Source organism: Kitasatospora sp. NBC_00315 (assembly GCF_041435095.1).
Taxonomy (GTDB): Bacteria; Actinomycetota; Actinomycetes; order Streptomycetales; family Streptomycetaceae; genus Kitasatospora.
Map to the genome: position 1 here is coordinate 3,545,124 of NZ_CP108025.1, position 23,246 is coordinate 3,568,369.

The following is a 23,246-nucleotide window of genomic DNA, read 5'->3' on the forward strand; positions in this document are numbered from 1 at the left end:
TACCGAAATGGTTCGACGGCCGCCCGCAGAGGAGAACCCCGTGCCGCGCATCCCCCGACTCACCCCTGAAACCGCCGACGAGGAGCAGCGCGAGCTGATCGAGGGCACCCTCCGACAGCTCGGCAAGGTGCCCAACCTGTACGCGACGATGGCGAACGGGCCGGCCGCCCTGCGCGGCTACCTGGCCATGCGCGAGGCCCTGGCCGGTGGCACCTTCGGGACCCGCCGGCGCGAACAGCTCGCGCTCTTCATCGCCCAGCGCAACGCCTGCGGCTACTGCGTCTCGGCCCACAGCATGCGGGGCGGCCGGGTCGGCCTCACTCCGGACGAACTGCTGGCGACCCGCCGGGGCACCGATGCGGACGAGCACATGCACCAGGTCCTGCGGATCACCGGCGAGATCATGTCCACCGGCGGCCGGGTCACCGGGACGGCCCTCGCCGAGGCCCGCGCCGCCGGTGTCACCGACGGCGAACTGGCCGAGGTCGTGGCGCACATCGCCCTCAACCTGCTGTCGAACTACTTCAACCACCTGGCCGAGCCCGATCTCGACTTCCCGGCCGTGGAGCCTCACCCGATCGGTTAGCGCTCCGGCCGGTACCCCTGCGGTCCCGGCGCGACGCGGGACGCGACGCCCATCGGCACCGGTACGGGCGCGCGAACGGGCGAGCCGACGAAGAGGGCGGACGGGCAGGCTAGGCGGGCGGGACGCCCCGGTCAGGCGAAACAGGCCGGAGGAGGGCGGGGCGGCCCCGCCGGGCGCGGCGCGGGCGGCCCCGCCGGGCCGCCGGCGCCGCCCGCGCCAGGCGGATGCGGAGCCCCGCCGGGAACCCAGGCCCGGGCCGTCCGACAAGGGGATTCTCACCGAATCGGATGAATCGTCAGCCTCCCTCTCCAGTACCCTGGGAGCCACTCCGGAGGAGTCCACACATCCGGCGTTCCCTCACGACGTTCCCTCCCAGTCCCGAGGCCCTGCTCCATGACGCCTTCCCTGCCCGCCCGAACCGTCTCCCGGCTGTTGGGCGGAGTGTGGATATGGCCCGCGCTGGCCGCGGTCGTCATCGGTTGCTACCGGCTGACCACCCCGGAGCTGTGGCGGGACGAGATCTCCACCTGGACCGCGTCCACCCGGGGGCTCGGCGACCTGCTGCGGATGCTGCAGCACGTCGACGCCAGCAACGGCGTGTACTACGTGTTCATGCACGGGTGGACGACGCTGTTCGGCGACTCGCCGATCGCCCTGCGACTGCCCTCGGTCCTCGCGATGGCCGGCGCCGCCGCCTTCTCGGCACTCACCGCGCAGCGGATGTTCGACAGCCGGGTGGCGGGGCTGGCGGCCGGCCTGCTGCTGACCGTCGTGCCGAACGTGGCCCGGTACGCCCAGGAGGCCCGCTCCTACGCGCTGGTGACCTGCGCCGTGGCGGCCGCGACCTGGCTGCTGCTGCTGGCCCTGGAGCGCCCGGGTCCGGGCCGCTGGGCCGGGTACAGCGCCTGCGTGGCACTCGCCGGCGGCGCCCACCTGATCTCCCTCAGCACGCTGGGAGGACAGTTCGCGCTCGTCCTGCTGCACCTGTGGCGGACCCGCGGGGCGGTGAACCGGCGGCTGCTCTGGCAGTACCCGCTGGCCGTGCTGGGCGCCCTGGCGCCGGTGGTGCCGCTGATGCTGCTCGGAAGCAGCCAGTCCGTCCGCCAGCTCGGCTGGATCCCCACCCCGACCCTGTTCGACCTGCGGACCTTCGGGAAGCTGCTGTTCGCCTCCGCGGACGTCTTCCACCTCTTCGCGGCCCTCGCCCTGGTCACCCTGCTGTGGCGGGGCCGCCGGCTGGCGGCGCTGCAACTGCTGCTGGTCGCCGTGCTGCCGGTGGCCGCGGTCTGGGCGGTCTCGCTCGGCGCCACCTCCTACTTCATCGACCGCTACCTGCTCTTCACGCTGCCGGCCTGGGCCGCGCTGGCGGGTGGCGGCGTGGGCGCGCTGTACGCGATCGCACGGCGGTTCGCCCCCGTTCCGGTCTGCGCGGCGCTGGCGCTGGCCGCGGTCGCCGTACCGGCGGTGCAGGCCGCGCCGCTGCAGCGCCTGGTCCGCGGACCGTACGCGCACGAGCACGGCAGCGACTACCGGAGCGCCGCCGCGTTGATAGCGGCCGGCTACCGGCAGGGGGACGGGGTGGTGGCCCCGTACGGCGAGTGGAACTGGGCGATGATCGGGCCCGCTGTCGACTTCTACCTGCCGCACGACATCCGCCCGTACTCGGTCTTCCTGCAGAACACGGCGGCCCAGGCGGGCGACCTCTACCCGGTCGAGTGCCCCGTCCCGACCTCCTGCCTCGGGACCGCGCAGCGGATCTGGGTGGTGACCGTCGGAACGGCCACGGATCCGCTGCAGACCCTCCCCGCCGACCAGTCCAAGGCCCTGCGGGCGCACTACGCGCCGGCCGGGGTCCAGCTGGTCCGCGGGCTGACGGTGTCGCTGCTGGAGCGCACCGGCTGAGCGGACGGTCCGGCGCGGAACGGCCGAGGGGACGGACGGGGCTTCCCGTCCGTCCCCTCATCGTGGGACGTCCCCCTCGTCGGCGGACGTCCCCTGGCTCTCGGGGCATCCCTCGTCGCGGGACATCCCGGCCGGAGCGCCCGGCCCCCCGGCCCAGTCCGAACGGGGTCAGAGCAGGCGGGTCAGCCGCGACAGGATCGACGGCGGCGCCAGCGCGGACTTCAGGACCACCGGCACCTCGACCGCACCGTCACCGGCTCCGGCCCTGAGCACGCCGACCTGGGTGCCCGCGGCGGCCCGGTGGCCGACCTTGGCCGGATCCAGGCTCAGGGAGGCGGTGACGCCGTCCCAGCCGGCGACGGTGACGTCCTTGGACGCCACCACGGGCATCCGGCCGCCGAGCCCGTCGTCCACGTAACCCACGACATCGCCCTGCTTGGCCAGGGTCTGCCCGGCGAGGCCGCTCTGCGCGGCCGTGATCTGCTTGCCGCTCGTCGTCAAAACGGCCTTGAGGATGGTCTCGGTGGCGGTGGCCGGCTGGCCCAGCGTGACACCGAGGATCATCCGCCTGACGCCGCCGACGTCCTTGACCGCGGCCCACATCAGGCAGCCGCCGGCCGGGGTGCTGGAGCCGGTCTTGACTCCGATGACGCCGTTCTTCACCGAGAGCAGGGTGTTGGTGTTGAAGACCCGCTGCCCGTTGAACACGGTGTCGGGCTCGGCCACGATCTGGCGGAACACGTCGTTCTTCATGACCTGCTCGGCCAGCTTCAGCTGGTCCTTCGCGGTGCTCTTGGTCTCCGCGTTGAAACCGGCCGGGTCCGCGTAGACGGTGTTGGCCATGCCGAAGGCGGCGGCCGTGTCGTTCATCTTCTTGACGAAGGCATCCTCCGTCGTCGCGTCCCAGCGGGCCAGCAGGCGGGCCACGTTGTTGGCGGACGGCAGCATCAACATCTCCAGCGCCTCGTACTGGGTGAGCTGCTGGCCCTCCTTGATGGCCACCGTGGACTGGTCGGTGTCGGCCGACTCCGAGGCCGCCTGCTTGTCGACGGTGAGGACCGGGCCGGTCTCCCCCTTCTTCAGCGGGTGGTCGCGCAGGATCAGGTAGGCGTTCATCACCTTGGTGACACTGGCGATGGGCGCCGGTGTCTCGGTGCCCGAGCCGCCCATGCTGCCCACCCCGACCACCTCGGCCGCCGACTGCCCCTTGGCGGGCCAGGGGATGGTGAGCGGGCTCCCGGTGAAGGAGTACGAGGCCGGGACGGAGAGCCCCACCGTGGCGGACGGCAGCGGGCGCAGCAGCTGAGCCGCCGCCACGACGCCGAGCACCAGGGCCAGGAACACCGTCCAGATGGTGACGCGCTTGAGCGCACGGCGCAGCGGCGAGACCGGGCGGGCGCTGAGCGCCGCCAGTACCTGCATCGCCTCGGAGGTCGTCTCCGGCTGCGACAGCGCCGCGGGCTGCGCCAAGTCCTGCGGCAGCGGATCCGGGGCCGGCAGCGGCCGGGGATCGGGCTCCGGCAGGGGTGCGGGGGCCGGCCCGGGCTCGGGGGCCGGCCCCGGCGCGGGCTTCGGCCCCGGGCCGGGTTCTGGCTCGGGGAGCGGCTCCGGTGCGGGCTCGGGCTCCGGCAGCGGAGCGGGAGCGGGCGGCACCGGCACCACACCGGCGGCCGGTCGGCCGGACTCGGCGGCGGTCTTCGCCGGCGCGCCGGGACGCACCGGCTGCGGCTTCTCCAGCTTCTCCACGGCGGCCTTCGCCGGTGCTTCGGCGGTGGACCGCGCGGACGCCGACGCCGGTGCGGCGTCCCGCATGGCGAGACGCGGATCGACCGCGGAGGAGCGCTCCTCGGGTGACCCGTCGCGGTCCGTGCCCTTGGTGTCGTCCTGCGCCGCGGACCGGCCGTCGACGGAACGGTCCTCGTCGACGGACGCCGTCGCGCGGCCCCCGGCGACCGGGCCGCTCTGCTGCTCAGCGGCCTTCCCGCCGGTCTCCGCCGCCCTCGCCGGGAGATCGCCGGGCAGGCGCAGCGTCCTGGTCGCGTTGTCGGCCGGCAGCCGCAGCGCGGTGGTCGCGTTGTCGGCGGGCAACCGCAGCGTGGTGGTCCTGTTGTCCACTTCCCGGACACGCAGCTGCACGGTCGAGCCGCCCTTGCCGACGGCCCCGCCCAGGGTGGCGGCGTCGTCGGGCGCGTCCTCGTCGGCACCGGCACCGGTGTCGGCGTCGGCACCGGCGTCGGCATCGGCACCGGCGTCGGCGTCGGCGTCGGCGTCGGCGTCGGCGGGATCGGCCCCGGCATCGACGTCGTCAACGGCTTCCCCATCGGCTTCGTCGGCGTCCGGGGCGGCCTCGGCCCCGGCCCGCCCACCGCCGTCGGAACCCGCGGCGGCGGGCGCCGCCCCCGCACCGGACGCCCCCGCCCCGGACCGCCCCGCCCCGGACGCCCCCGCACCGGACGGCCTCACGCCGGACGCCCCCGCACCGGACGGCCTCACCCCGGCAGCGTCCTCGTCGGCGGAGTCCTCGTCGACCCTGTCGTCGTCGCCCGCGTCCTCGACACCCATGCCGATGTCGCGCAGGCGCAGCTGCACGGTCGATCCGGGCCGCGCGGCGCCGTCCGCCGCCGCGCCGGAACCGGCCGCGACGGCGCCCGTCCGGCCCGGCGGGGTCTCCCGCTTCCGCTCCTGCTCCCCGTCGCGCAGCAACCTGTCGGGGGACTCGCCCACGTAACCCAGCCTCCTCATAGGCCCGGCGGGGCAACGGCCGACCCGATTTCGGGAAGCCGCCACCCCGCCCCATGTACTCGTACAGTCTCCGCCACCGGGCGGCCGATCCGGCCGCCCACACCCCGTCCGACCGGCGGATATCGCGGCGGTGCGATCGTCGCCCCGGCCGTTCCCTGGTCAGACGCGGGGCTCGGCACCGCTGGTTCCCCGTCTCGCGCGCTAGGTCACGATTCGGAGGCGTACTCGACAAGGCCGTGTGAGAGGCGTCACGCTGTCATTCATCCACGCGGGGAGGCTTGGATGGGCAAGAGCCGTAGAACAATTCCCGAGGAACTCCTGTTGCTCGCTCTGGACCCGACCACGGGCACCACGGCGCAGCCGCAGACCCTCGATCTCGGACTCGCCGGGGCACAGCTCGTCGAGCTGTCCCTGGCCGGACGGATAGTCCCTGATGGGGACCGGATCGCCGTGGTGCTGCCACGGCCGACCGGGGACCCCACCTTGGACCACGCCCTGGAACTGCTGCGCCGTCGCGGCAGTCCGGTGCGTGCCGCGCACTGGATCGGCGGGCCCCGACTGGGGCTCCGGCAGACGTATCTGGCGCACCTCGAACGGTGCGGCATGGTCACTGCGGTGCCGGGACAGGTGTGCGGGGTCCTTCCGACGACGCGTTACCAGGCGTCGGACGACTGCTCGAACGCCGCTATCAAGCAGCGACTCGACACGTCGATCCGGACCGGGGTCCCACCGGACCCGAGGACGGCCGCGCTGGCCGCCCTCGCGCATGCGGTGGGTCTCGGAAAGCACCTGTACCCGGGTAACGAGGGCAGGTCGTCGCGGTCCCGGCTGCGCGACCTGATCCGTTACGACCCGCTCGGTGGGATGGTCGCGCACGCCGTCATGGACGTGCAGAACGGCCTTCCGTCCCAGCAGGGCCGTAACAACGCCCAGGCGAGCGCGGCGCCGGCCACCGGCGACCACGCTCCGCGGACGGCGACCCGGGGTCCGGCGGCGCCCGGACGGGCCGTAGCCACCCGGGTCGGTGCCCGGTGAGCGACCGGCCCGCAAAGGGGCGCACGGTGAGCGGCACGCGCCGCTGACCGACAGTGAGCAACACGCAGGAAGCGAAGGGGCGGTCGCCCGGCACGGAAGTCGCCGGGCGACCGCCCCTTCGCCGTTCCCGGACCGGTCCGCCGGACCGGACGGCCACCGCGCCGGAGCACCGCCCTACCGGGGCGCCGCCGCACCGGGCACCGCCCTACCGGGGCGCCGCCGCACCGGGCCCGCGGGCGGGCACACCCGGCCGTCTCTTCCTCGTACTCGGCCTCGCTCGGCTGTTCTCCACCGTACTGTCGCTCTTACCAGCAAGGGGCGGTCGCCGTCTCGCCGAAGCGCTTTTCCGATGATCTGTTCTACTGCGCTCCCGCGATTCCCCGGCGCCGACCTGATCCAAGGTGGCATGCTGCTCCAAGTCAGGGGGGTTGGTACCAATTTCCACACTGTTCCGAGGATTGCCGGTCCAACATTCACCGGAGGCCCGGCCGGAGGTCGATGTGTCCGCGAGCATCAATCCCACCGTGCGCAGGCGACGCCTTGGCGCCGAACTGCGGCGACTGCGCGAGACCCTGGGCATGACGGCGGAAGAGGTGGCCGGGAGACTGATGGTCTCCCAGTCCAAGATCAGTCGCCTGGAGAACGGGCGGCGAAGCATCAGCCAGCGGGACGTCAGGGACCTCTGCGACGTCTACAACGTCGACGACGAGCGGATCCGCGCCGGCCTGATGGAGATGGCCAAGGAGTCCCGGCAGCGCGGCTGGTGGCACGAGTTCAACGACATCCCGTACAGCGTCTACATCGGGTTGGAGGCGGAGGCCTCCTCGATCCGCGCGTACGAGTCCTCGTTCGTCCCGGGGCTGATGCAGACCCAGGAGTACGCCGAGGCCGTGGTGCTGGGCACCCAGCCGGACACCGACGCCACCGCGGTACGGCGGCGGGTGGAGGTGCGGCTCAAGCGGCAGAGCCGGATCAACGGGGAGAACCGGCTCGGCAGCCTCTGGGCGGTGATAGACGAGGCCGTACTGCGGCGCGAGGTCGGCAGCCGCGCGGTGATGGCCCACCAGCTGGCCCAGCTGCTCGATCTGAGCTCGCGGTCCAACATCAACCTTCAGGTGATCCCGTTCTCGCACGGCGCGCACCCCGGCATGACCGGGACATTCTCCTTGATGGAGTTTCCCGAGTCCGCGGATTCGACGGTTGTCTACTTCGAAGGGGTGACAAGCGACCTCTACCTGGAGAAGGAGGCGGACGTCCGCCGCTATACCGGACTCTACGACCATCTGAGGGCCGCGGCCCTCAGTGTCGCGGAGAGCCGGACACTGATAGCCAAGATCGCAGAGGGGTACCAACCATGATCACCACGTTCGAGAACGGCCTGGCCTGGCGCAAGAGCAGCCACAGCGGCGGCAATGGTGCATGCGTCGAGATCGCCGTGCCGAGTGCGTCCTCCGTCGCGGTGCGCGACTCCAAGGATCCGCAGGGGCCGCAGCTGCGCTTCTCCCCCCAGGCCTGGGCCTCGTTCGCCGCTGCGGCCGGATCGGGCGCCTTCGGCGGGGTCTGACCGACCGCCACCCCTGTCGGCGTCCGCTCCTCACCACCCGAGTGGTCCCCCGCCGCCCCACGGGAGTCCCGTGGCCAGGTGGCCCGGCCCCCCGCCCCGCCCGTGGCGCCGGTGCCCGCCGTCATCCCGCGGCGGGCACCGGGCCCGGTCCCCCTCAGCGCGGCACGGGGTAGCGCACGGCCCAGGCCGACCCCTCCGACGCCTCCTGGCCGTGCAGCTCCGGCCCGTGCACGAGCTCCAGCACGAAGTCGTCCGCGAGTTCCAGGATCGTCCCCCGCCCCTCCAGCCCCGCCAGCAGCTCCGGCGGCAGCGCGGTGTCCCCGTGCAGGGCCCCGAGCAGGTTGCCGCAGATCGCCCCGGTCGAGTCGCTGTCGCCGGAGTGGTTGACGGCCAGCAGCAGCCCGGACTTCACGTCGTACGCCACCAGCGCGCAGTACACGCCGATCGCCAGGGCCTCCTCGGCCACCCAGCCCTCGCCGAGTTCCTCCACCCGCTCGGCGGAGGGCTCCCCGGCGCGGACCGCGTCCAGCGCCGCACGCAGCGCGGCCGTCGTCTCCTCGTGCGCGGGCCGCTCGGAGAGCAGCGCCAGCGCGAGGTGCACGCCCTCCTCCAGGGTTCCGCCGCGGGCCACCGTGTGGATGATCACCGCGAGCGCCCCGGCCGACAGGTAGCCGCTCGGGTGTCCGTGCGTCAGCACCGAGCACTCCACGGCCAGCTGGAAGACCAGCCCGGGCTCCCAGCTGGTGAGCAGGCCGAACGGTGCGGCGCGCATCACCGTGCCGCAGCCCTTGGAGTGCGGGTTCTTGGGCGCGTCCAGCGTGCCGAGCCGGTCCGCCTCCGGACCGGAGAGCCCGGACAGGCAGGCCTGGCCGGGTGCGCGCTGGGCGTACAGCCACTCCTCCCGGCCGAGCCAGCCGAGGTCGGCCCGGCGCTCGTCCGGGCCCCAGTCACGCTGGGTGGCGGCCCAGCGCAGGTAGGCGAGATGGACGTCGGTGGGCGGGTGCCAGCCTCCGGTGTCGCGGCGCACGTGGGCCCGGATCAGGCCGTCGACGGTGAACAGCGACATCTGGGTGTCGTCGGTTATCGCGCCGCTGCGGCCGTAGGCGGGGGCGTAGCCCGTCACGCCGAGCGGGCCGTGCACCGCCCGGATCTTCTCCAGCGACTCGAACTCGATGCCGGCGCCGAGCGCGTCGCCGATCGCCCCGCCGAGCAGACAGCCCCGCACCCGGCTGCGGAAGTCCTGCTGCTGCGCACGTGACCACAGTGGCATCACGAGTCGGTACCTCTCTCCCGGGAAGCGTGGGGGTGCCCCCGGACAAGGCCGGGGGAAGGGCGCCCGACGACCGATCGCGCGCCCCCGCACTGTATTCGACTTGTCGGCCGGTCAGACCGGTACCCTGCGAACGCCAGTTCTTCAACAGTTTGTTGCTGCCGCGCCATGCGCCGGCCGTGGACCGCCACCCGGGCCTGCCTAGCGTCCCCGGTCATGACCACCACCCGTATCCGCCTGACCGCCGCGCTGACGCTCACCGGCGCGCTCGTCCTCGGCTCCCCCGCCCTGGCCTTCGCCGACGGCCCCCTCGGGACCGCCCCCACCGCCTCGGCGAAGCAGCACGCTCCGGCCATCCCCTTCACCGCGGCGAACGTGGTGCAGCAGGCGGACGGCGGCTTCACCCTGACCTGGACCGCTCCCGGTGCCCGCGGCGTGACCGTCTACGCCGGCACCGACCAGGAGGACATCCGCCACCGCAAGCCCGTCGCCCGCGGCGCCGGCTCCGCCACCGTGACGGTCAGCGGGCTGGCCGCCGCCGACCGCTGGTTCTTCGAGCTCGTCCCGGACCGTGGCGAGTCGCTGATCGTCGCCGACCGCTCGCTGCACCTGGCCTCCGCGCCCAACTTCCGCGACGCCGGGGGCTACCGCACCGCCGACGGCCGCTGGGTCAGGATGGGCGTCGTCTACCGCTCCGGCGACCTCAGCAGGCTGACCGACCAGGATCTCGCCAAGCTCCGCCGGCTCGGCCTCACGGAGGTCTTCGACCTCCGTACCCCCGGCGAGCAGAAGGCCGCGCCCGACCGCGTCCCGGCCGGCGCCACCACCGTCGACGCCAACGTCCTCGGCGCCGCCGACACCGGGGCGTTCGACGTCACCGGTCCGGAGGCCGCGGTCCGGGCGATGACCGACGCCGAGCGCACGATGGTCTCCGCCGACAGCGCCCGGGCGGCCTACCGATCGGTGCTGGTCGCGCTGGTCGAGCGGAACGACGAGGGCGTGCTCTACCACTGCACCGCCGGCAAGGACCGGACCGGCTGGGCCTCCGCCGCCCTGCTCACCGCCCTCGGCGTGCCGCGCGACACCGTGGAGGCCGACTACCTGGCCAGCAACACCTACCGGGCCGCCGAGAACGCCGCCACCCTGGCCCAGCTGCCGCCGGCCTACCAGGCCGTCTACAAGCCGCTGCTGGAGGTGCGCCCCGAGTACCTGGAGGCGGGCTTCGACGAGGTCCGGCAGAAGTTCGGCTCCTTCGACGCCTATCTGAAGTCCGGCCTGGGCCTGGACCAGCGGGACCAGCGCGATCTGCGCAGCCGGCTGCTGGTCGGCTGACCGGCGGCCGGCCCGCCACGCGCCCCGGGGGCGCGGAGCGGGCCGGCCCGGCGGCGGGTCACCCACCGCAGCTGTCACCCGAGGTGGCCGGCCCCGACAGGATGTGGACCACGGCGAAGAGCTCGACCAGGAAGAACACCGTCGCGAACACCGCCACCAGCGCGGCCAGCGCCGTCCAGAGGCCCTGATGGCGCCCGCCCGCCCGGCTGCCGAGAACCGCCCGGAAGGCGCCGGCCGCGGACCCGAGGCCGAGCAGCACGCCCAGGAAGAGGGCCGCCCTGGCCGACGCCGGCGTCGCGAGCGCCGGGCGGCAGTGCTGGAGCGGCGCCAGCACGTCGTGGTCGACCCCGACGGCGTACCGCACGAACAGCCAGCCGACGGCTCCCGCCAGCACCACCGCGCCGAGCCAGGGCAGCCGCGCCCTCCGGAGGCCGTCTCCCGACCCGTTCACCCCACCACTCCCTCTCTCGTTCCCGCTCAGTACCAGTTCGGCTGGACCCGGACGAAGTGCATCTTCTGCTGCCCCTCGGCCGAGGCCTCGTGCCCGGACCGGCCGTCCAGGCTGACGTTCTTCCGGGGGTCGGAGTGCTGCGTGTAGCGGATGTCGCCGTCCGGCGTCACCGCCGTGACGACCGCCGTGTGGTGGATGTTGCCCTTCTCCAGCCCGTCGTTCTGGTCGGTGTCCTCCTCGAAGAAGACCAGGTCACCGGGCTTCACCTCGGAGGCGGGGAGCTCCCGCCCACCGTTGCCGACCATGAAGTCGCGGAGGTTCTCGGCGCCTCCCCACGCGTGGCTGTGCTGCTGCCCGACCAGCCCCAGGCCCATCCAGCCCGGATCGTTGCCCTTGTTCCAGGCATCGCCCTCGAAGGTCCAGTCGCCCTTCATCCGGACGCCGGACTGCAGCAGGGCCTCCGAGGCGAAGTTGGTGCAGTTGTTCTCGCCGTCGAAGTCCCCGGAGCCGTCGTTCCAGTGCTCCAGCGTCCACTGCACCATCGCCACCCGGTCGAACTTGCGGTCAGGACCGCCCCGCAGGTCCTCCTTGACGCTGTCCGGGATGCCGGGCAGGCCGGCGAGCCGGACCGGGTCCGAGAGTTCGAGCTGCTTGCGCTGGGCGTCCGAGAGCGAGTCCCACCAGTCGGCGACCAGTCGCGGATCCTTGCCGTCCGGGATGTCGCCGGAGAGCATGTCCAGCTCGACCTGGGAGGCCTCGCCCTGCAGTTCGTCCAGGGCCCGGCCCGGATCGGTCTCGCAGGTGGCCGCACCGAGCTTGCGCAGCTCGGCCGCCGCCCGGTCGTCCGCCTGGGTGGCCTCCCGCAGCGCCTCCTTGATCAGGTCCGCGACCTCGTTCATGTGGGTGATCTTCTCGCCGGTCACCTCGCCGGTGGTGCAGACCGTGCCGGATCCGTCCACCTCCAGCTGGTAGCCGACGGCCAGGTCGACGGCGTGGGCCAGGGCCCGCTGCGCGTACTCGACCGAGGAGTGCCAGCCGTCGAGCACCATCGCGACACCGCGCATGATGTCGGCGCCGGCCTCCAGGATCTTCGCCTGCTCGTCCAGCTTCCTGCCCGCGGCCTCGCCGACCGCGTCCTGCCAGTCGTCCTTGAGCGGACCCACCCCGTTGCGGTGGATGTCGTCGACGGCCTGCCAGGCCTCCTTGGACAGCTCCAGCCAGCCCTCGGCGGCGCGCTGCAGCTTCGCCGGGTCGGCGGCCTTCAGGGCGGCGTACTCGACCATGCTCACGCCCCCGCGTTCAGGTCGCGCGCGGCCTGGTCGAAGCGCCGGCCGGCCTCCTCGTTGGCGGCGTCGTAGGAGTGCGCGGAGTCCCGTAGCTGCTCGGAGTAGGTCTGCAGCTGCTGCACCACCGAGGTCATGTGGGTCTGCCAGGCCTGCGCGCACTCCTGCAGCGCCGGGCCGGCCGCCCACTCGGGGTAGGCGCCGGCGGCGATCAGGCTTCCGTCCAGCCAGTGCCCGGACCTCTCGCCGACGTGCGCGGAGGTCGCGCCGAGTGCTCCGGAGGCCTGGTGCAGGCCGTCCGGGCGGATGCGGATGTCGAACACGTCTTTCCCCCGTGGATCGTGGACAGCCCACGCTGCCACCGAGGGTGACGCACGGGAGCGGCCCACGGTTGCAGCGGCCGGCCGGGCGCCCCGGATCGTCCGGCACCGGTCCCCGGCACCGGACGGTCCGCCGCCGGTCAGTCCAGGACCGGGAGCAGCTCCGGCAGGTGCCCGTCCGAGGCGAGGGCGGCGGCCCGGCGCTCGGCCGGCACCTCGCCGTAGGTGGTGGTGCGCTGGCGGTGCGGCCGGCCGGCCGCCTCGGCGATGGCCTCCAGGTCGCGCACGGACTTGTAGCTGCCGTACGCCGAGCCGGCCATCCGCGAGATGGTCTCCTCCATCAGCGTGCCGCCCAGGTCGTTGGCGCCCGAGCGGAGCATCTCGGCGGCGCCCTCGGCCCCCAGCTTCACCCAGCTGGTCTGGATGTTGGGGATGTGGGTGTGCAGCAGCAGCCTGGCCATCGCGACCACCGCCCGGTTGTCGCGGGCGGTCGGCCCGGGCCGGGAGATGCCGGCCAGGTAGACCGGTGCGTTGGTGTGGATGAAGGGGAGGGTGACGAACTCGGTGAACCCGCCGGTCCGCTGCTGGATCTCCGCGAGCAGCCGCAGGTGGCCCAGCCAGTGCGCGGGCGTGTCCACGTGGCCGTACATCATCGTGGACGAGGAGCGGATGCCCAGCTCGTGCGCGGTGCCGACGACCTCGACCCAGGTGGCCGCGGGCAGCTTGCCCTTGGTCAGCACCCAGCGGACGTCGTCGTCCAGGATCTCGGCGGCGGTACCGGGGATGGTGTCCAGACCGGCCTCCTTGGCCTGCTGGAGCCAGTCCCTGATGGAAAGTCCGGTGCGGGTCGCGCCGTTGACCACCTCCATCGGCGAGAAGGCGTGCACGTGCATGCCGGGCACCCGGGCCTTCACCGCGCGGGCGATGTCGAAGTACGCGGTGCCGGGCAGGTCGGGGTGGATGCCGCCCTGCATGCAGACCTCGGTGGCGCCGACGTCCCAGGCCTGGGCGGCGCGGTCGGCGACCTGGTCCAGCGAGAGGGTGTAGGCGTCGGCGTCGGTGCGGCGCTGGGCGAAGGCGCAGAACCGGCAGCCGGTGTAGCAGACGTTGGTGAAGTTGATGTTCCGGGTGACGCAGTAGGTGACGGTGTCGCCGACCGCGTCCCGGCGGACGTCGTCGGCGATCCGGCAGAGCGCGTCCAGGGCCGGACCGTCGGCGTGGAACAGGGCCAGTGCCTGATCGTCGGTCAGCCGGGTCGGGTCGTCCGCGGCCACCGCCAGCGCCTCGCGGACGTCACCGGTCAGCCGCTCGGGCGCGGCGCCGGCGACCTGCTCGCGCAGCGCCTCCCAGTCCCCGTAGACGTCCTCGAAGTCGGCCCGGCGGTCACCGGTGCGCCCGTCGGTGTCGATGGTGCGGTGCAGGTCGGTGCGCCCGTAGGAGGCGGGCAGGTCCTCCGGCTCCTGCCAGGGCAGGCCGACCGGCCTGGCGTCCGCCCGGGCCAGGCCGGTGGCCGGGTCGGCGAGCGCGTTGACGTGCGGCAGGATCCGCGGGTCCAGCCAGGGCTCGCCGCGCAGCAGGTACTCGGGGTGGACGGTGAGCCGCTCGCGCAGCTCGAAGCCGGCTTCGGCGGTTCGGGCCGCCAGGTCGTCGATGTGCGGCCAGGGGCGCTCGGGGTTGACGTGGTCCGGCGTCAGCGGCGAGACGCCGCCCCAGTCGTCGATGCCCGCGCCGATGATCAGCGCGAACTCGCCGCCGACCAGGTTCGGCGGCGCCTGGACCCGTGCGGAGGGTCCGAGCACCAGGCGGGTGACGGCGATCGCCGCCGCCAGCTCCTCCAGCTCCGCGTCGGGCATCGCGCGCATCGCGGTGTCCGGCTTGGCCCGGAAGTTCTGCACGATCACCTCCTGGATCGCGTGGTAGCGCCGGGCGGTGCGCCGGATCGCGAACAGGGCGTCGGCCCGCTCCTCGTACGTCTCGCCGATCCCGATCAGCACGCCGGTGGTGAACGGCACGGCGCTGCGCCCGGCGTCCTCCAGCACCCGCAGCCGGACGGCGGGCTCCTTGTCCGGCGAACCGAAGTGCGGGCCGCCGGGCTCGGACCAGAGGCGGGTCGCGGTGGTCTCCAGCATCATGCCCATGGACGGGGCGACCGGCTTCAGCCGCTGGAAGTCCGTCCAGGTCAGCACGCCGGGGTTCAGGTGCGGCAGCAGGCCGGTCTCCTCCAGCACCCGGATCGCCATCGCCCGGACGTAGGCGAGGGTGTCGTCGTAGCCGTGCGCGTCCAGCCACTCGCGGGCCTCGGGCCACCGCTCCTCCGGCCGGTCGCCGAGTGTGAAGAGGGCCTCCTTGCAGCCCAGCGCGGCCCCCTGACGGGCGATCTCCAGGACCTCGTCCGGTGAGAGGTACATGCCGTGGCCGGCCCGCCTGAGCTTCCCCGGGACGGTCACGAAGGTGCAGTAGTGGCACTTGTCCCGGCACAGCCGGGTGAGCGGGATGAAGACCTTCTTCGAGTACGTGACGACCCCGGGCCGCCCGGCCTGCGCCAGCCCGGCGTCGCGCACCCGCGCGGCGCTCTCGCACAGCGCCCGCAGATCGGCCCCCCGGGCCTGGAGCAGCACCGCCGCCTCGCCCGCGTCGAGCGCCACGCCGTCACGGGCGCGGCGCAGGGCCCGCCTCATGGCGTTCGCGGTGGGGGCGGGAGCGGAAGTGGCCGGGGAGGCGTCCGTTACGTCCATGGCGCGACCCTACGCCTGCTTTCAGCCCGTAGGACTACGTGACCCTGAGTTGGGATCAGGGTCACCCGCCCCGGTACATGCGTCGTGAGGCGTAGCCGCATCTGGCTCCGTAGGGCGATGCCGGCGGCCCGCCGATCGCCTCTAATGGAGTGGGGACGGGCGAGCGGGTCACAGCTACGGAGGGGTTGAACGCGATGACGGACGACACGACGACGGCGGGGCAGGTCGCAGCGCCGTACCGGCCTGGGCGGCGCACGGCGGTGCGGGTGCTGGTGCCGGTGACGGTGGCCGGGGTGGTGGCCGCAGGCATCGGTCTGGTGCCCGCGCTGGCCGACGGCGGGGCACCGGGCCTGCCGCCCCTGACGGCCCAGCAGGTGGTGGCGAAGGCGCTCGGCTCCGAGTCCCGGACGCTCACCGGCACCGTGCAGGTCTCCGCCGACCTGGGGGTGCCCGCGCAGCTGCTCGGCTCCGCCGCGGGTCTCGGCGGCGGCTCGGGTCTCGGCGGCGGAGCGGGGGCCGGGCAGCAGGGCTCCCCGGCCGCGCCGCAGACCGAGCTGCCGGCTCTGCTGGGCGGCGAGCACACCCTGCGGGTCGCGGTGGACGGCCCCGACCGACAGCGGGTCGGGCTGATCAAGGACCTCGCCGAGTACGAGCTGGTCCGCAACGGGAGCCAGGCCTGGGCCTGGGACAGTGCCCGCAACGAGGCCGTGCACCTGGCGCTGCCCCAGGGCGCCGCTGCCGGCGAGGCCGCCGGGGCCCCGCTGACGGGCGTGCCCAGCACCCCGCAGGAGGCGGCGAAGCGGTTCCTCGACCTGAGTGCGGACAGCACCTCCGTAACGGTGGATGGTACGGAGACGGTGGCCGGCCGGAAGGCGTACCGGCTGAGCGTGCGGCCGACCGGCGCGGGCTCGACGATCGGTGAGGTGCGGATCGCGGTGGACGCCGACAACGGCGTGCCGCTGGCGGTGGTGGTGAAGGCCGCCGACGGGGGCGCCACCGTGTTCGACGTCCACTTCAAGGACGTCTCCTTCGCCGCGCCGGCGGCCGGGACCTTCGACTTCAGCGCTCCCAAGGGCGCGAAGGTGACGGAGCAGAAGGCCGGTGGCGGGGCTCCCGGCCAGGCCGCCGGTAAGGCCGCGAAGGCTCCCGGCGCCGCCGGGGACGGCCTGAACGTGCTCGGTGAGGGCTGGACGAGCGTGCTCGGCACCACGCTGCCCACCGGCGGGGCGTCCGCTCCGGCCGGGGCCGGGGGCACGCACGGCGAGCAGTTCGGCGGCCGGAGCGCGCAGCAGCTGGCCAAGGCGCTCGGCAAGCCCGTCAAGGGCGGCACCCTGATCGGCACCAAGGTGCTCAACGTGCTGATCACGGATGACGGCCGGGTGTTCGCCGGCGCGGTGACGCTGCCGGTGCTGCAGAGTGCGGCCGGGGTGAAGTAGATGACACAGGCTCCCACCGCGGAGCCGGCCGGGGGCCGGGCCGCGGACGCGCGCCCGGCCCCGGTGGCCGTCCCCGCGCCGGCACTCCCCGCCGGCGATGCCGTCATCAGTACCAGCGGCCTGACCAAGCGCTTCCGGGGCGGCCAGCTCGCGGTGGACGGCCTGGATCTGACGGTGCCCCGGGGCAGCGTCTTCGGCTTCCTCGGCCCGAACGGCTCCGGCAAGACCACCACGATCCGGATGCTGATGGGCCTGATCGCGCCGTCCGCCGGGAGCGCGACGGTGCTCGGCGAGGCCATGCCGCAGTCGGTGGGCACGGTGCTGCCCCGGGTGGGCGCCCTGATCGAGGGGCCCGCCCTCTACGGATTCCTCTCCGGGCGCGACAACCTGGTCCGCTACGACTGCGCCGACCCGACCGCCGATCCGCGCACCCGCGGCCGGCGGGTCGGCGAGGCGCTGGACCGGGTCGGTCTGACGGCGGCGGCCGGCAAGAAGGCCAGGGCGTACTCGCTGGGGATGAAGCAGCGGCTCGGCCTGGCGGCCGCCCTGCTCCAGCCGCGTGAGCTGCTGGTGCTGGACGAGCCGACCAACGGTCTCGATCCGCAGGGCATGCGGGAGATCCGCACCCTGGTCAGGGACGTGGCGGCGGAGGGCACCACGGTCTTCCTCTCCTCGCACCTGCTGGACGAGATCGAGCAGGTCTGCACGCACGCCGCCGTGATGTCGCGCGGACGCCTGGTGGTCCAGGGCACCGTGCCGGAGCTGGCGGCCCGGGCCCAGGGCCGGCTGGTGGTCCGGACCTTGGACGTCGCTCCGGCGGCCGGGATCCTCTCGGCCCACGGGCTGAGCGGCGTCCGCACCGGCGAGGACCGGGTGGAGGCCGAGGCGGGCCGTACCGACGAGGAGGCCCTCCCGGAGCTGTGCGCGGCGCTGGTCGCCGCCGGGGTGCGGGTGGTCGGCTTCGGAGTCGAGCGGGGCACGTTGGAGGACGCCTTCGTGGCGCTGACCGGGGAGGGCTTCGATGTCGCGGGCTGAGACCGACGAGGTGGCGCCGGCCGCCGCAGGACCGGCCGCCGGGGCGGTGGCCGCGGTGGCGGCCGCCCCCGCGGGGGTGGCCCCGATGGCGGCGGAGGGCCGCCGGCCGCAGACGGCGGCGGGCTTCCTGGCGCTGTTCCGGAGCGAGGTGGCGCTGACCTTCCGACGGGTCAGGACGATGGCCCTGCTGGGCATCCTGGCGGTGCTGCCGGTGCTGATCGGCGTGGTGGTCAGGATCCAGACCGGCGACGCGCACGGCGGGGAGGGGCCGGCCTTCCTCGCCCAGGTCAGCCAGAACGGCCTGTTCCTGGTCTTCACCTCGCTGGCCGTCGCGCTTCCGGTGTTCCTGCCGATGACGGTCGGTGTGGTCGCGGGCGACTCGATCGCGGGCGAGGCGAGTACCGGCACCCTGCGCTACCTGCTGGTCGCCCCGGCCGGCCGGACCCGGCTGCTGGCGGCCAAGTTCGCGGCCGGGCTGGTGTTCTGCGCGGCGGCGACCGCGACGGTCGCGCTGGCCGCGCTGGCGACGGGCGCGGCGCTCTTCCCGCTCGGCGAGGTGACGCTGATCTCGGGCGACTCCATCGGCCTGGGCGCGGCGCTGCTGCGGGCCGTCCTGGTGGCGGGCGTGGTGGCGGCCTCGCTGGCCGGGCTGGTCGCGATCGGGCTGTTCGTCTCGACGCTGACGGGCAGCGGGATCGCCGCGATGGCGAGCACCGTCGGGTTGGTGATCACCGTGCAGATCCTGGACAGCTTCCCGCAGCTGCACGCGATCCAGCCGTACCTCTTCAGCCACCACTGGCTGAGCTTCGCCGACCTGCTGCGGCAGCCGATGTACTGGGACGGTGTGCTGCGCAACCTCGGTGTGCAGGCGGTCTACGTCGCGATCTTCGGCTCCGCCGCGTGGGCCCGCTTCACCAGCAGGGACGTCACGGCCTGACCCTCCGGGGCGGTGCGAGCCGGCAGCGCCGGCTCGCACCGCCCCGGGCCAGCGGGTGGCGCAGGTCAGCGGGTGGCGGCCGGGGCCGTGACGGGCCGGTCGGCGGGCCCTTCGGCCGCGGCGAGGGCCGCCGCGCGGTCCGCCCGCAGCCGCCGCAGCGCGTCCCAGGTCAGCAGCGCCAGGGCGACCCAGACCAGCGCGAAACCGCCCCAGCGGGCGGGCTCCATGGTCTCGTGCATCACGGCGACGCCGATCAGGAACTGGAACACCGGGGCCAGGTACTGGAGCAGACCGAGCACGGTCAGCGGGACCCGCACCGCCGCGGCGCCGAAGAAGAGCAGCGGGACGGCGGTGACCACGCCGCTCAGCACCAGCAGCCCGGAGTGCCCCCACCCGTACGAGCCGGGGACGGTGTGGCCGAGCGTGCCCTGCCCGCTGACCGCGAGGTAGATCAGGTAGCCGAGGGCGAAGGGGAACAGGAAGGCGCTCTCCGTCGCGAGGCTCTCCAGCCCGCTCAACCCGACCTTCTTCTTCAGCAGGCCGTAGATCGCGAAGGAGAACGCCAGGGTCAGCGCGATCCACGGCGGCTGCCCGTAGGCGATGGTGAGGACCGCCACCGCGAGGGCGCCGACGCCGACCGCGGCCCACTGGGCCGGCCGCAGCCGCTCGTGCAGCAGCAGGACGCCGAACGCGATGGTGACCAGCGGGTTGATGAAGTACCCGAGGCTGGTCTCGACGACGTGCCCGCTGTTGACACCCCAGATGTAGACGCCCCAGTTGACCGAGACGACGGCCGCCGCGCCGGCCGACATCGCCAGCCGCCGGGGCTGGCGCAGCAGCGGCCTGACCCAGCTCCAGTGGCGCTGCACCAGCAGCAGCACCAGGACGGCGACCAGTGACCAGACCATCCGGTTGACCAGGATGTCGTCGGCCCGGCTGGGTTCCAGCAGTGGCCAGAACAGCGGGAAGAGCCCCCAGATCCCGTACGAGGCGACGCCGAACCAGAGGCCACGGGCGGCCTCCTGTGGGGATGTCTCCGGCATGACGGCCTGCCCTCCGCGCGCGCTTGTGTCGAGCCGACGGTAGCGGGCGCGCAGTGGCGTGTCATCGCCATTAGCGGTTTTTGGTCATGACAATCACGTGACAGATCGGGCCCGGGGCGCCGGGCGCCCGCCTCAGCCCCGCAGAGCGGCCCGCAGCGTCTCGGCGAGCGGGGTGGTCGGCCGGCCGATCAGCCGGGCCAGGTCGCCGTCGGTGTCGGCGAGCTCGCCCCGGGCGATCGCGGCGTCCACGTCCACCAGGATCTCCGCGAGGACCGGCGGCAGACCCGCGCCCAGCAGCACCTTGAGGTGCTCGTCCGCCGTCACGTTGTGGAAGGTCACCGGGCGGCCGCGCTGCCCACCGGACGGGTCCGGTGGGCAGCCGCCGTGCGCGTGGCCGTGCGCCTGGCCGGGCGTCGGCCGGGCGCCGTCAGCCGACCGTCCAGGTGTCGCTGCCGGCCAGCAGGGCGGCGAGCTCGCCGGGGCCGCGCCGGGCGGTGGCGGCGGCAAGCTGCTCCGCCATCAGCGTGTCGTAGACCGGACGCCGGACGCTGCGCAGGACCCCGATCGGGGTGTGGTGCAGCGTGTCGGCGTCGGCGATCCGGGACAGCGCGAAGGCGGTGGCGGGGCCGGCCGCGTGCGCGTCGTGGACCAGCACCCCGCCCTCGTTGGCCGGCGTCACGGCGGCCGCGTACAGCTCACCGCTGCCGGCGTCACGGAACACGCCCTGGCCGCCGTCCGCGCCGAAGCGGACCGGCTGCCCGTGCTCCAGCCGGATCAGCGCCTCGTCCCTGGTGCCCGGCTCCTTGAGCACCTCGAACGCGCCGTCGTTGAAGATGTTGCAGTTCTGGTAGATCTCCACCAGCGCCGTGCCCTCGTGCTCGGCCGCCGCGCGGAGCACCGACTGCAGGTGCTTGCGGTCCGAGTCGATGGTGCGGGCGACGAAGGTGGCCTCCGCGCCGATCGCCAGCGAGAGCGGGTTGAACGGTGCGTCGAGCGAGCCCATCGGCGTGGACTTGGTGATCTTCCCGAGCTCGCTGGTCGGCGAGTACTGGCCCTTCGTCAGGCCGTAGATCCGGTTGTTGAACAGCAGGATCTTCAGGTTGACGTTGCGCCGCAGCGCGTGGATGAGGTGGTTGCCGCCGATCGACAGCGCGTCGCCGTCCCCCGTCACCACCCAGACGCTCAGATCCTGCCGGGAGGTCGCCAGACCGGTCGCGATCGCCGGGGCGCGACCGTGGATGGAGTGCATCCCGTAGGTGTTCATGTAGTACGGGAACCGGGAGGAGCAGCCGATCCCGGACACGAACACGGTGTTCTCCCGGCGGATGCCGAGCTCCGGCATGAACGCCTGCACGGCGGCGAGGATCGCGTAGTCCCCGCAGCCCGGGCACCAGCGGACCTCCTGGTCGGTCTTGAAGTCCCGGGCGCTCTGCGGGCCGTCGGCCTTCGGGACCAGCTCCAGGGAGCGGAAGTTCTCAGTCATCGGTCTCGTCCCCGTCCAGCGTTCCGATCGCCGCCCACAGCATGTCCGCCAACTGCGCTGCCTTGAAAGGCAGTCCGCGCACCTGGTTGTAGGACTGCGCGTCCACCAGGTACTTGGCGCGCAGCAGCAGGGCCAGTTGGCCCAGGTTCATCTCCGGCACGATCACCCGGTCGTACGCGGCCAGCACCCCGCCGAGGTTGGCCGGGAAGGGGTTGAGGTTGCGCAGGTGGGCCTGGGCGACCCGGCCGCCGTCGGCGCGCACCCGGCGCACCGCCGCCGCGATCGGCCCGTAGGTGGAGCCCCAGCCGAGCACCAGCACCCGGGCGTCGCCGCCCGGGTCGTCGACCACCAGCGGATCGACGGAGATTCCGTCGATCTTGGCCTGCCGGGTGCGGACCATCAGGTCGTGGTTGGCGGGGTCGTAGGAGATGTTGCCGTTGCCGTCCTGCTTCTCGATCCCGCCGATCCGGTGCTCCAGGCCCGGCGTCCCGGGCACCGCCCAGGGGCGGGCCAGGGTGAGCGGGTCGCGCTTGTACGGCCAGAACACCTCCGAGCCGTCCTCCAGGGTGTGGTTCGGGCCGGTCGCGAAGTCCGGTGCGATCTCGGGAAGTTCGTCGACCTCCGGGATCCGCCACGGCTCGGAGCCGTTCGCCAGGTAGCCGTCGCTCAGCAGGAACACCGGCGTCCGGTAGGTGACGGCGATCCTGGCCGCCTCCAGCGCCGCGTCGAAGCACTCGGCGGGCGTCGCGGGGGCGACCACCGGTACCGGGGCCTCACCGTTGCGGCCGAACATGGCCTGCAGCAGATCCGCCTGCTCGGTCTTGGTCGGCAGGCCGGTGGAGGGCCCCCCGCGCTGGATGTCCACCACCAGCAGCGGGAGTTCGAGCGAGACGGCGAGGCCGATCGCCTCCGACTTCAGCGCCACGCCCGGCCCCGAGGTGGTGGTGACCCCGAGCGCGCCGCCGAAGGCCGCGCCGAGCGCCGCGCCGATGCCGGCGATCTCGTCCTCGGCCTGGAACGTCCTGACGCCGAAGTTCTTGTGCCGGCTCAGCTCGTGCAGGATGTCGGACGCCGGGGTGATCGGGTACGAGCCGAGGTAGAGCGGCAGTCCCGAGCGGCGGGCGGCGGCGATCAGGCCGTAGGAGAGCGCCAGGTTCCCGGAGATGTTGCGGTAGGTGCCCGCGGGCAGGGCGGCCGGGGCGATCTCGTAGCTGACGGCGAAGTCCTCGGTCGTCTCACCGAAGTTCCACCCGGCCCGGAAGGCGAGCACGTTCGCCTCGGCGATCTGCGGCTTGGCGGCGAACTTCGAGCGCAGGAACGCCTCCGTCCCCCGGGTCGGCCGGTGGTACATCCAGGACAGCAGCCCCAGCGCGAACATGTTCTTCGCCCGCTCGGCGTCCTTGCGGGCCAGCCCGCTGTCCTTGAGGGCCTCCAGGGTGAGCGTGGTCAGCGGCACCCGGTGCAGGTGATAGGCCTCCAGGGAGCCGTCGTCGAGCGGATCGGCCGGATATCCGACCTTCGCCAGCGCGCGTTTCGTGAACTCGTCGGTATTCACGATGATCTCCGCGCCGCGCGGAAGATCCGCGAGATTCGCCTTCAAAGCGGCCGGATTCATCGCCACCAGCACATTCGGCGCGTCGCCGGGCGTCAGAATGTCGTGGTCCGCGAAGTGCAGCTGGAAGCTGGAGACACCCGGAAGGGTTCCGGCGGGCGCCCGGATCTCGGCCGGGAAGTTCGGCAGGGTGGACAGGTCGTTCCCGAAGGACGCGGTCTCGGACGTGAAGCGGTCACCCGTGAGCTGCATCCCGTCACCGGAGTCGCCGGCGAATCGGATGATCACCCGGTCGAGTCGTCTGACCGGCTTGACGGGCCTGGGCTGTGAGCCTCCCGGCGGGAGCGGGCCGGAATGGGATTCGTTCCCGTCCGAGCCGTCCACTGCCTCTGACTGATCGACCTGGCTGGTCACTGCCGCGGACCTCCTCGTGGGCATCAGCCGCGGGCGTGAGCCGTGTGCCCCGTCCGCCTGGTGCACCATCCGCATCCTATGCGCGGGATGAATCCAGCGGACGGAACTTGGGCATGCGGCGGGAAG

The 23,246-nt window shown here is 73.4% G+C and carries 18 protein-coding genes and 1 pseudogene; 9 read left to right on the forward strand and 10 right to left on the reverse strand.

Features of this window, described 5'->3' with window-relative positions; genetic code table 11:
- Window positions 1-40: 40 nt before the first annotated feature.
- Both OG823_RS14260 and OG823_RS14265 read left to right on the forward strand, forming a co-directional pair.
- On the forward strand, window positions 41-586 hold the full coding sequence (locus tag OG823_RS14260) for a carboxymuconolactone decarboxylase family protein (protein WP_371479893.1): 546 nt from the start codon (window positions 41-43) through the stop codon (window positions 584-586).
- Window positions 587-979: 393 nt separating this feature from the next.
- Window positions 980-2,488 (forward strand): glycosyltransferase family 39 protein, encoded by a 1,509-nt coding sequence (locus OG823_RS14265; RefSeq protein WP_371479894.1) that lies wholly within the window; start codon window positions 980-982, stop codon window positions 2,486-2,488.
- A gap of 168 nt (window positions 2,489-2,656) precedes the next feature.
- On the opposite strand, the gene OG823_RS14270 is transcribed toward OG823_RS14265, so the two are convergent.
- Window positions 2,657-5,212 carry a D-alanyl-D-alanine carboxypeptidase family protein gene (locus OG823_RS14270; protein WP_371479895.1) on the reverse strand — a complete coding sequence of 852 codons (2,556 nt, stop codon included), beginning with the start codon at window positions 5,210-5,212 and terminating at the stop codon, window positions 2,657-2,659.
- Window positions 5,213-5,512: 300 nt separating this feature from the next.
- Here OG823_RS14270 and OG823_RS14275 point away from each other — a divergent pair, with 300 nt between their 5' ends.
- From OG823_RS14275 to OG823_RS14285, 3 genes are all read left to right on the forward strand, one after another.
- Window positions 5,513-6,265 carry a GPP34 family phosphoprotein gene (locus OG823_RS14275; RefSeq protein ID WP_371479896.1) on the forward strand — a complete coding sequence of 251 codons (753 nt, stop codon included), beginning with the start codon at window positions 5,513-5,515 and terminating at the stop codon, window positions 6,263-6,265.
- Window positions 6,266-6,765: 500 nt separating this feature from the next.
- Window positions 6,766-7,623, forward strand: coding sequence for a helix-turn-helix domain-containing protein (locus OG823_RS14280; RefSeq protein ID WP_371479897.1), 858 nt, complete (start codon window positions 6,766-6,768; stop codon window positions 7,621-7,623).
- A complete protein-coding gene (locus tag OG823_RS14285) occupies window positions 7,620-7,829 on the forward strand; it encodes a DUF397 domain-containing protein (protein ID WP_371479898.1) in 210 nt (69 codons plus the stop codon). The genes OG823_RS14280 and OG823_RS14285 overlap by 4 nt, the downstream gene beginning before the upstream one ends.
- 154 nt (window positions 7,830-7,983) lie before the next feature.
- Here the strand turns inward: OG823_RS14285 and OG823_RS14290 are convergent, their stop codons facing one another.
- A complete protein-coding gene (locus tag OG823_RS14290) occupies window positions 7,984-9,099 on the reverse strand; it encodes an ADP-ribosylglycohydrolase family protein (protein ID WP_371479899.1) in 1,116 nt (371 codons plus the stop codon).
- A 216-nt stretch (window positions 9,100-9,315) separates the two neighbouring features.
- On the opposite strand from OG823_RS14290, the gene OG823_RS14295 reads away from it, so the two are divergent.
- Window positions 9,316-10,431 (forward strand): tyrosine-protein phosphatase, encoded by a 1,116-nt coding sequence (locus tag OG823_RS14295; protein ID WP_371479900.1) that lies wholly within the window; start codon window positions 9,316-9,318, stop codon window positions 10,429-10,431.
- A gap of 58 nt (window positions 10,432-10,489) precedes the next feature.
- Here OG823_RS14295 and OG823_RS14300 read toward each other — a convergent pair whose 3' ends face one another.
- The 4 genes from OG823_RS14300 to OG823_RS14315 form a co-directional block, all read right to left on the reverse strand.
- Entirely contained in the window at window positions 10,490-10,882 is a 393-nt protein-coding gene (locus OG823_RS14300; protein WP_371479901.1) for a hypothetical protein, read from the reverse strand.
- 26 nt (window positions 10,883-10,908) lie between these two features.
- Window positions 10,909-12,165 carry an amidase domain-containing protein gene (locus OG823_RS14305; RefSeq protein ID WP_371484475.1) on the reverse strand — a complete coding sequence of 419 codons (1,257 nt, stop codon included), beginning with the start codon at window positions 12,163-12,165 and terminating at the stop codon, window positions 10,909-10,911.
- 2 nt (window positions 12,166-12,167) lie between these two features.
- The gene (locus OG823_RS14310) at window positions 12,168-12,488 is read right to left on the reverse strand and encodes a hypothetical protein (RefSeq protein ID WP_371479902.1); all 321 of its coding nucleotides are present in this window, start codon (window positions 12,486-12,488) and stop codon (window positions 12,168-12,170) included.
- 137 nt (window positions 12,489-12,625) lie between these two features.
- Window positions 12,626-15,220, reverse strand: a complete 2,595-nt coding sequence (locus tag OG823_RS14315; RefSeq protein WP_371479903.1) for a bifunctional FO biosynthesis protein CofGH — start codon at window positions 15,218-15,220, stop codon at window positions 12,626-12,628.
- Window positions 15,221-15,414: 194 nt separating this feature from the next.
- Between OG823_RS14315 and OG823_RS14320 the strand changes: the two genes are divergently transcribed.
- The 3 genes from OG823_RS14320 to OG823_RS14330 are packed head-to-tail and all read left to right on the forward strand — an operon-like array spanning window position 15,415 to window position 18,628.
- Entirely contained in the window at window positions 15,415-16,656 is a 1,242-nt protein-coding gene (locus OG823_RS14320; protein WP_371479904.1) for an outer membrane lipoprotein carrier protein LolA, read from the forward strand.
- Complete coding sequence (locus OG823_RS14325) at window positions 16,657-17,691, forward strand: ABC transporter ATP-binding protein (RefSeq protein WP_371479905.1); 1,035 nt, start codon at window positions 16,657-16,659, stop codon at window positions 17,689-17,691.
- Window positions 17,678-18,628, forward strand: a complete 951-nt coding sequence (locus tag OG823_RS14330) for an ABC transporter permease (protein ID WP_371479906.1) — start codon at window positions 17,678-17,680, stop codon at window positions 18,626-18,628. The genes OG823_RS14325 and OG823_RS14330 overlap by 14 nt, the downstream gene beginning before the upstream one ends.
- Window positions 18,629-18,693: 65 nt before the next feature.
- Here OG823_RS14330 and rarD read toward each other — a convergent pair whose 3' ends face one another.
- From rarD to OG823_RS14350, 4 genes and pseudogenes are all read right to left on the reverse strand, one after another.
- Entirely contained in the window at window positions 18,694-19,671 is a 978-nt protein-coding gene (rarD, locus tag OG823_RS14335) for an EamA family transporter RarD (protein WP_371479908.1), read from the reverse strand.
- 132 nt (window positions 19,672-19,803) lie between these two features.
- Window positions 19,804-19,980 (reverse strand): annotated as a pseudogene (locus OG823_RS14340) (KR domain-containing protein); the annotation flags it as partial.
- Between the two features lie 118 nt (window positions 19,981-20,098).
- Complete coding sequence (locus OG823_RS14345) at window positions 20,099-21,154, reverse strand: 2-oxoacid:ferredoxin oxidoreductase subunit beta (protein WP_371479909.1); 1,056 nt, start codon at window positions 21,152-21,154, stop codon at window positions 20,099-20,101.
- Window positions 21,147-23,120: a 2-oxoacid:acceptor oxidoreductase subunit alpha gene (locus tag OG823_RS14350; protein ID WP_371479910.1), complete on the reverse strand. Its 1,974-nt coding sequence runs from the start codon at window positions 23,118-23,120 to the stop codon at window positions 21,147-21,149. The genes OG823_RS14345 and OG823_RS14350 overlap by 8 nt, the downstream gene beginning before the upstream one ends.
- Window positions 23,121-23,246 lie beyond the last annotated feature (126 nt).

Excerpts from the sequence above, each read along its gene's own strand:
- OG823_RS14295 (WP_371479900.1), top strand. The coding sequence starts at position 9,316 with ATGACCACCACCCGTATCCGCCTGACCGCCGCGCTGACGCTCACCGGC.
- OG823_RS14285 (WP_371479898.1), top strand. The coding sequence starts at position 7,620 with ATGATCACCACGTTCGAGAACGGCCTGGCCTGGCGCAAGAGCAGCCAC.
- OG823_RS14290 (WP_371479899.1), bottom strand. The coding sequence starts at position 9,099 with ATGCCACTGTGGTCACGTGCGCAGCAGCAGGACTTCCGCAGCCGGGTG.
- OG823_RS14325 (WP_371479905.1), top strand. The coding sequence starts at position 16,657 with ATGACACAGGCTCCCACCGCGGAGCCGGCCGGGGGCCGGGCCGCGGAC.
- OG823_RS14265 (WP_371479894.1), top strand. The coding sequence starts at position 980 with ATGACGCCTTCCCTGCCCGCCCGAACCGTCTCCCGGCTGTTGGGCGGA.
- OG823_RS14320 (WP_371479904.1), top strand. The coding sequence starts at position 15,415 with ATGACGGACGACACGACGACGGCGGGGCAGGTCGCAGCGCCGTACCGG.
- OG823_RS14315 (WP_371479903.1), bottom strand. The coding sequence starts at position 15,220 with ATGGACGTAACGGACGCCTCCCCGGCCACTTCCGCTCCCGCCCCCACC.
- OG823_RS14330 (WP_371479906.1), top strand. The coding sequence starts at position 17,678 with ATGTCGCGGGCTGAGACCGACGAGGTGGCGCCGGCCGCCGCAGGACCG.
- rarD (WP_371479908.1), bottom strand. The coding sequence starts at position 19,671 with ATGCCGGAGACATCCCCACAGGAGGCCGCCCGTGGCCTCTGGTTCGGC.
- OG823_RS14345 (WP_371479909.1), bottom strand. The coding sequence starts at position 21,154 with ATGACTGAGAACTTCCGCTCCCTGGAGCTGGTCCCGAAGGCCGACGGC.
- OG823_RS14305 (WP_371484475.1), bottom strand. The coding sequence starts at position 12,165 with ATGGTCGAGTACGCCGCCCTGAAGGCCGCCGACCCGGCGAAGCTGCAG.
- OG823_RS14275 (WP_371479896.1), top strand. The coding sequence starts at position 5,513 with ATGGGCAAGAGCCGTAGAACAATTCCCGAGGAACTCCTGTTGCTCGCT.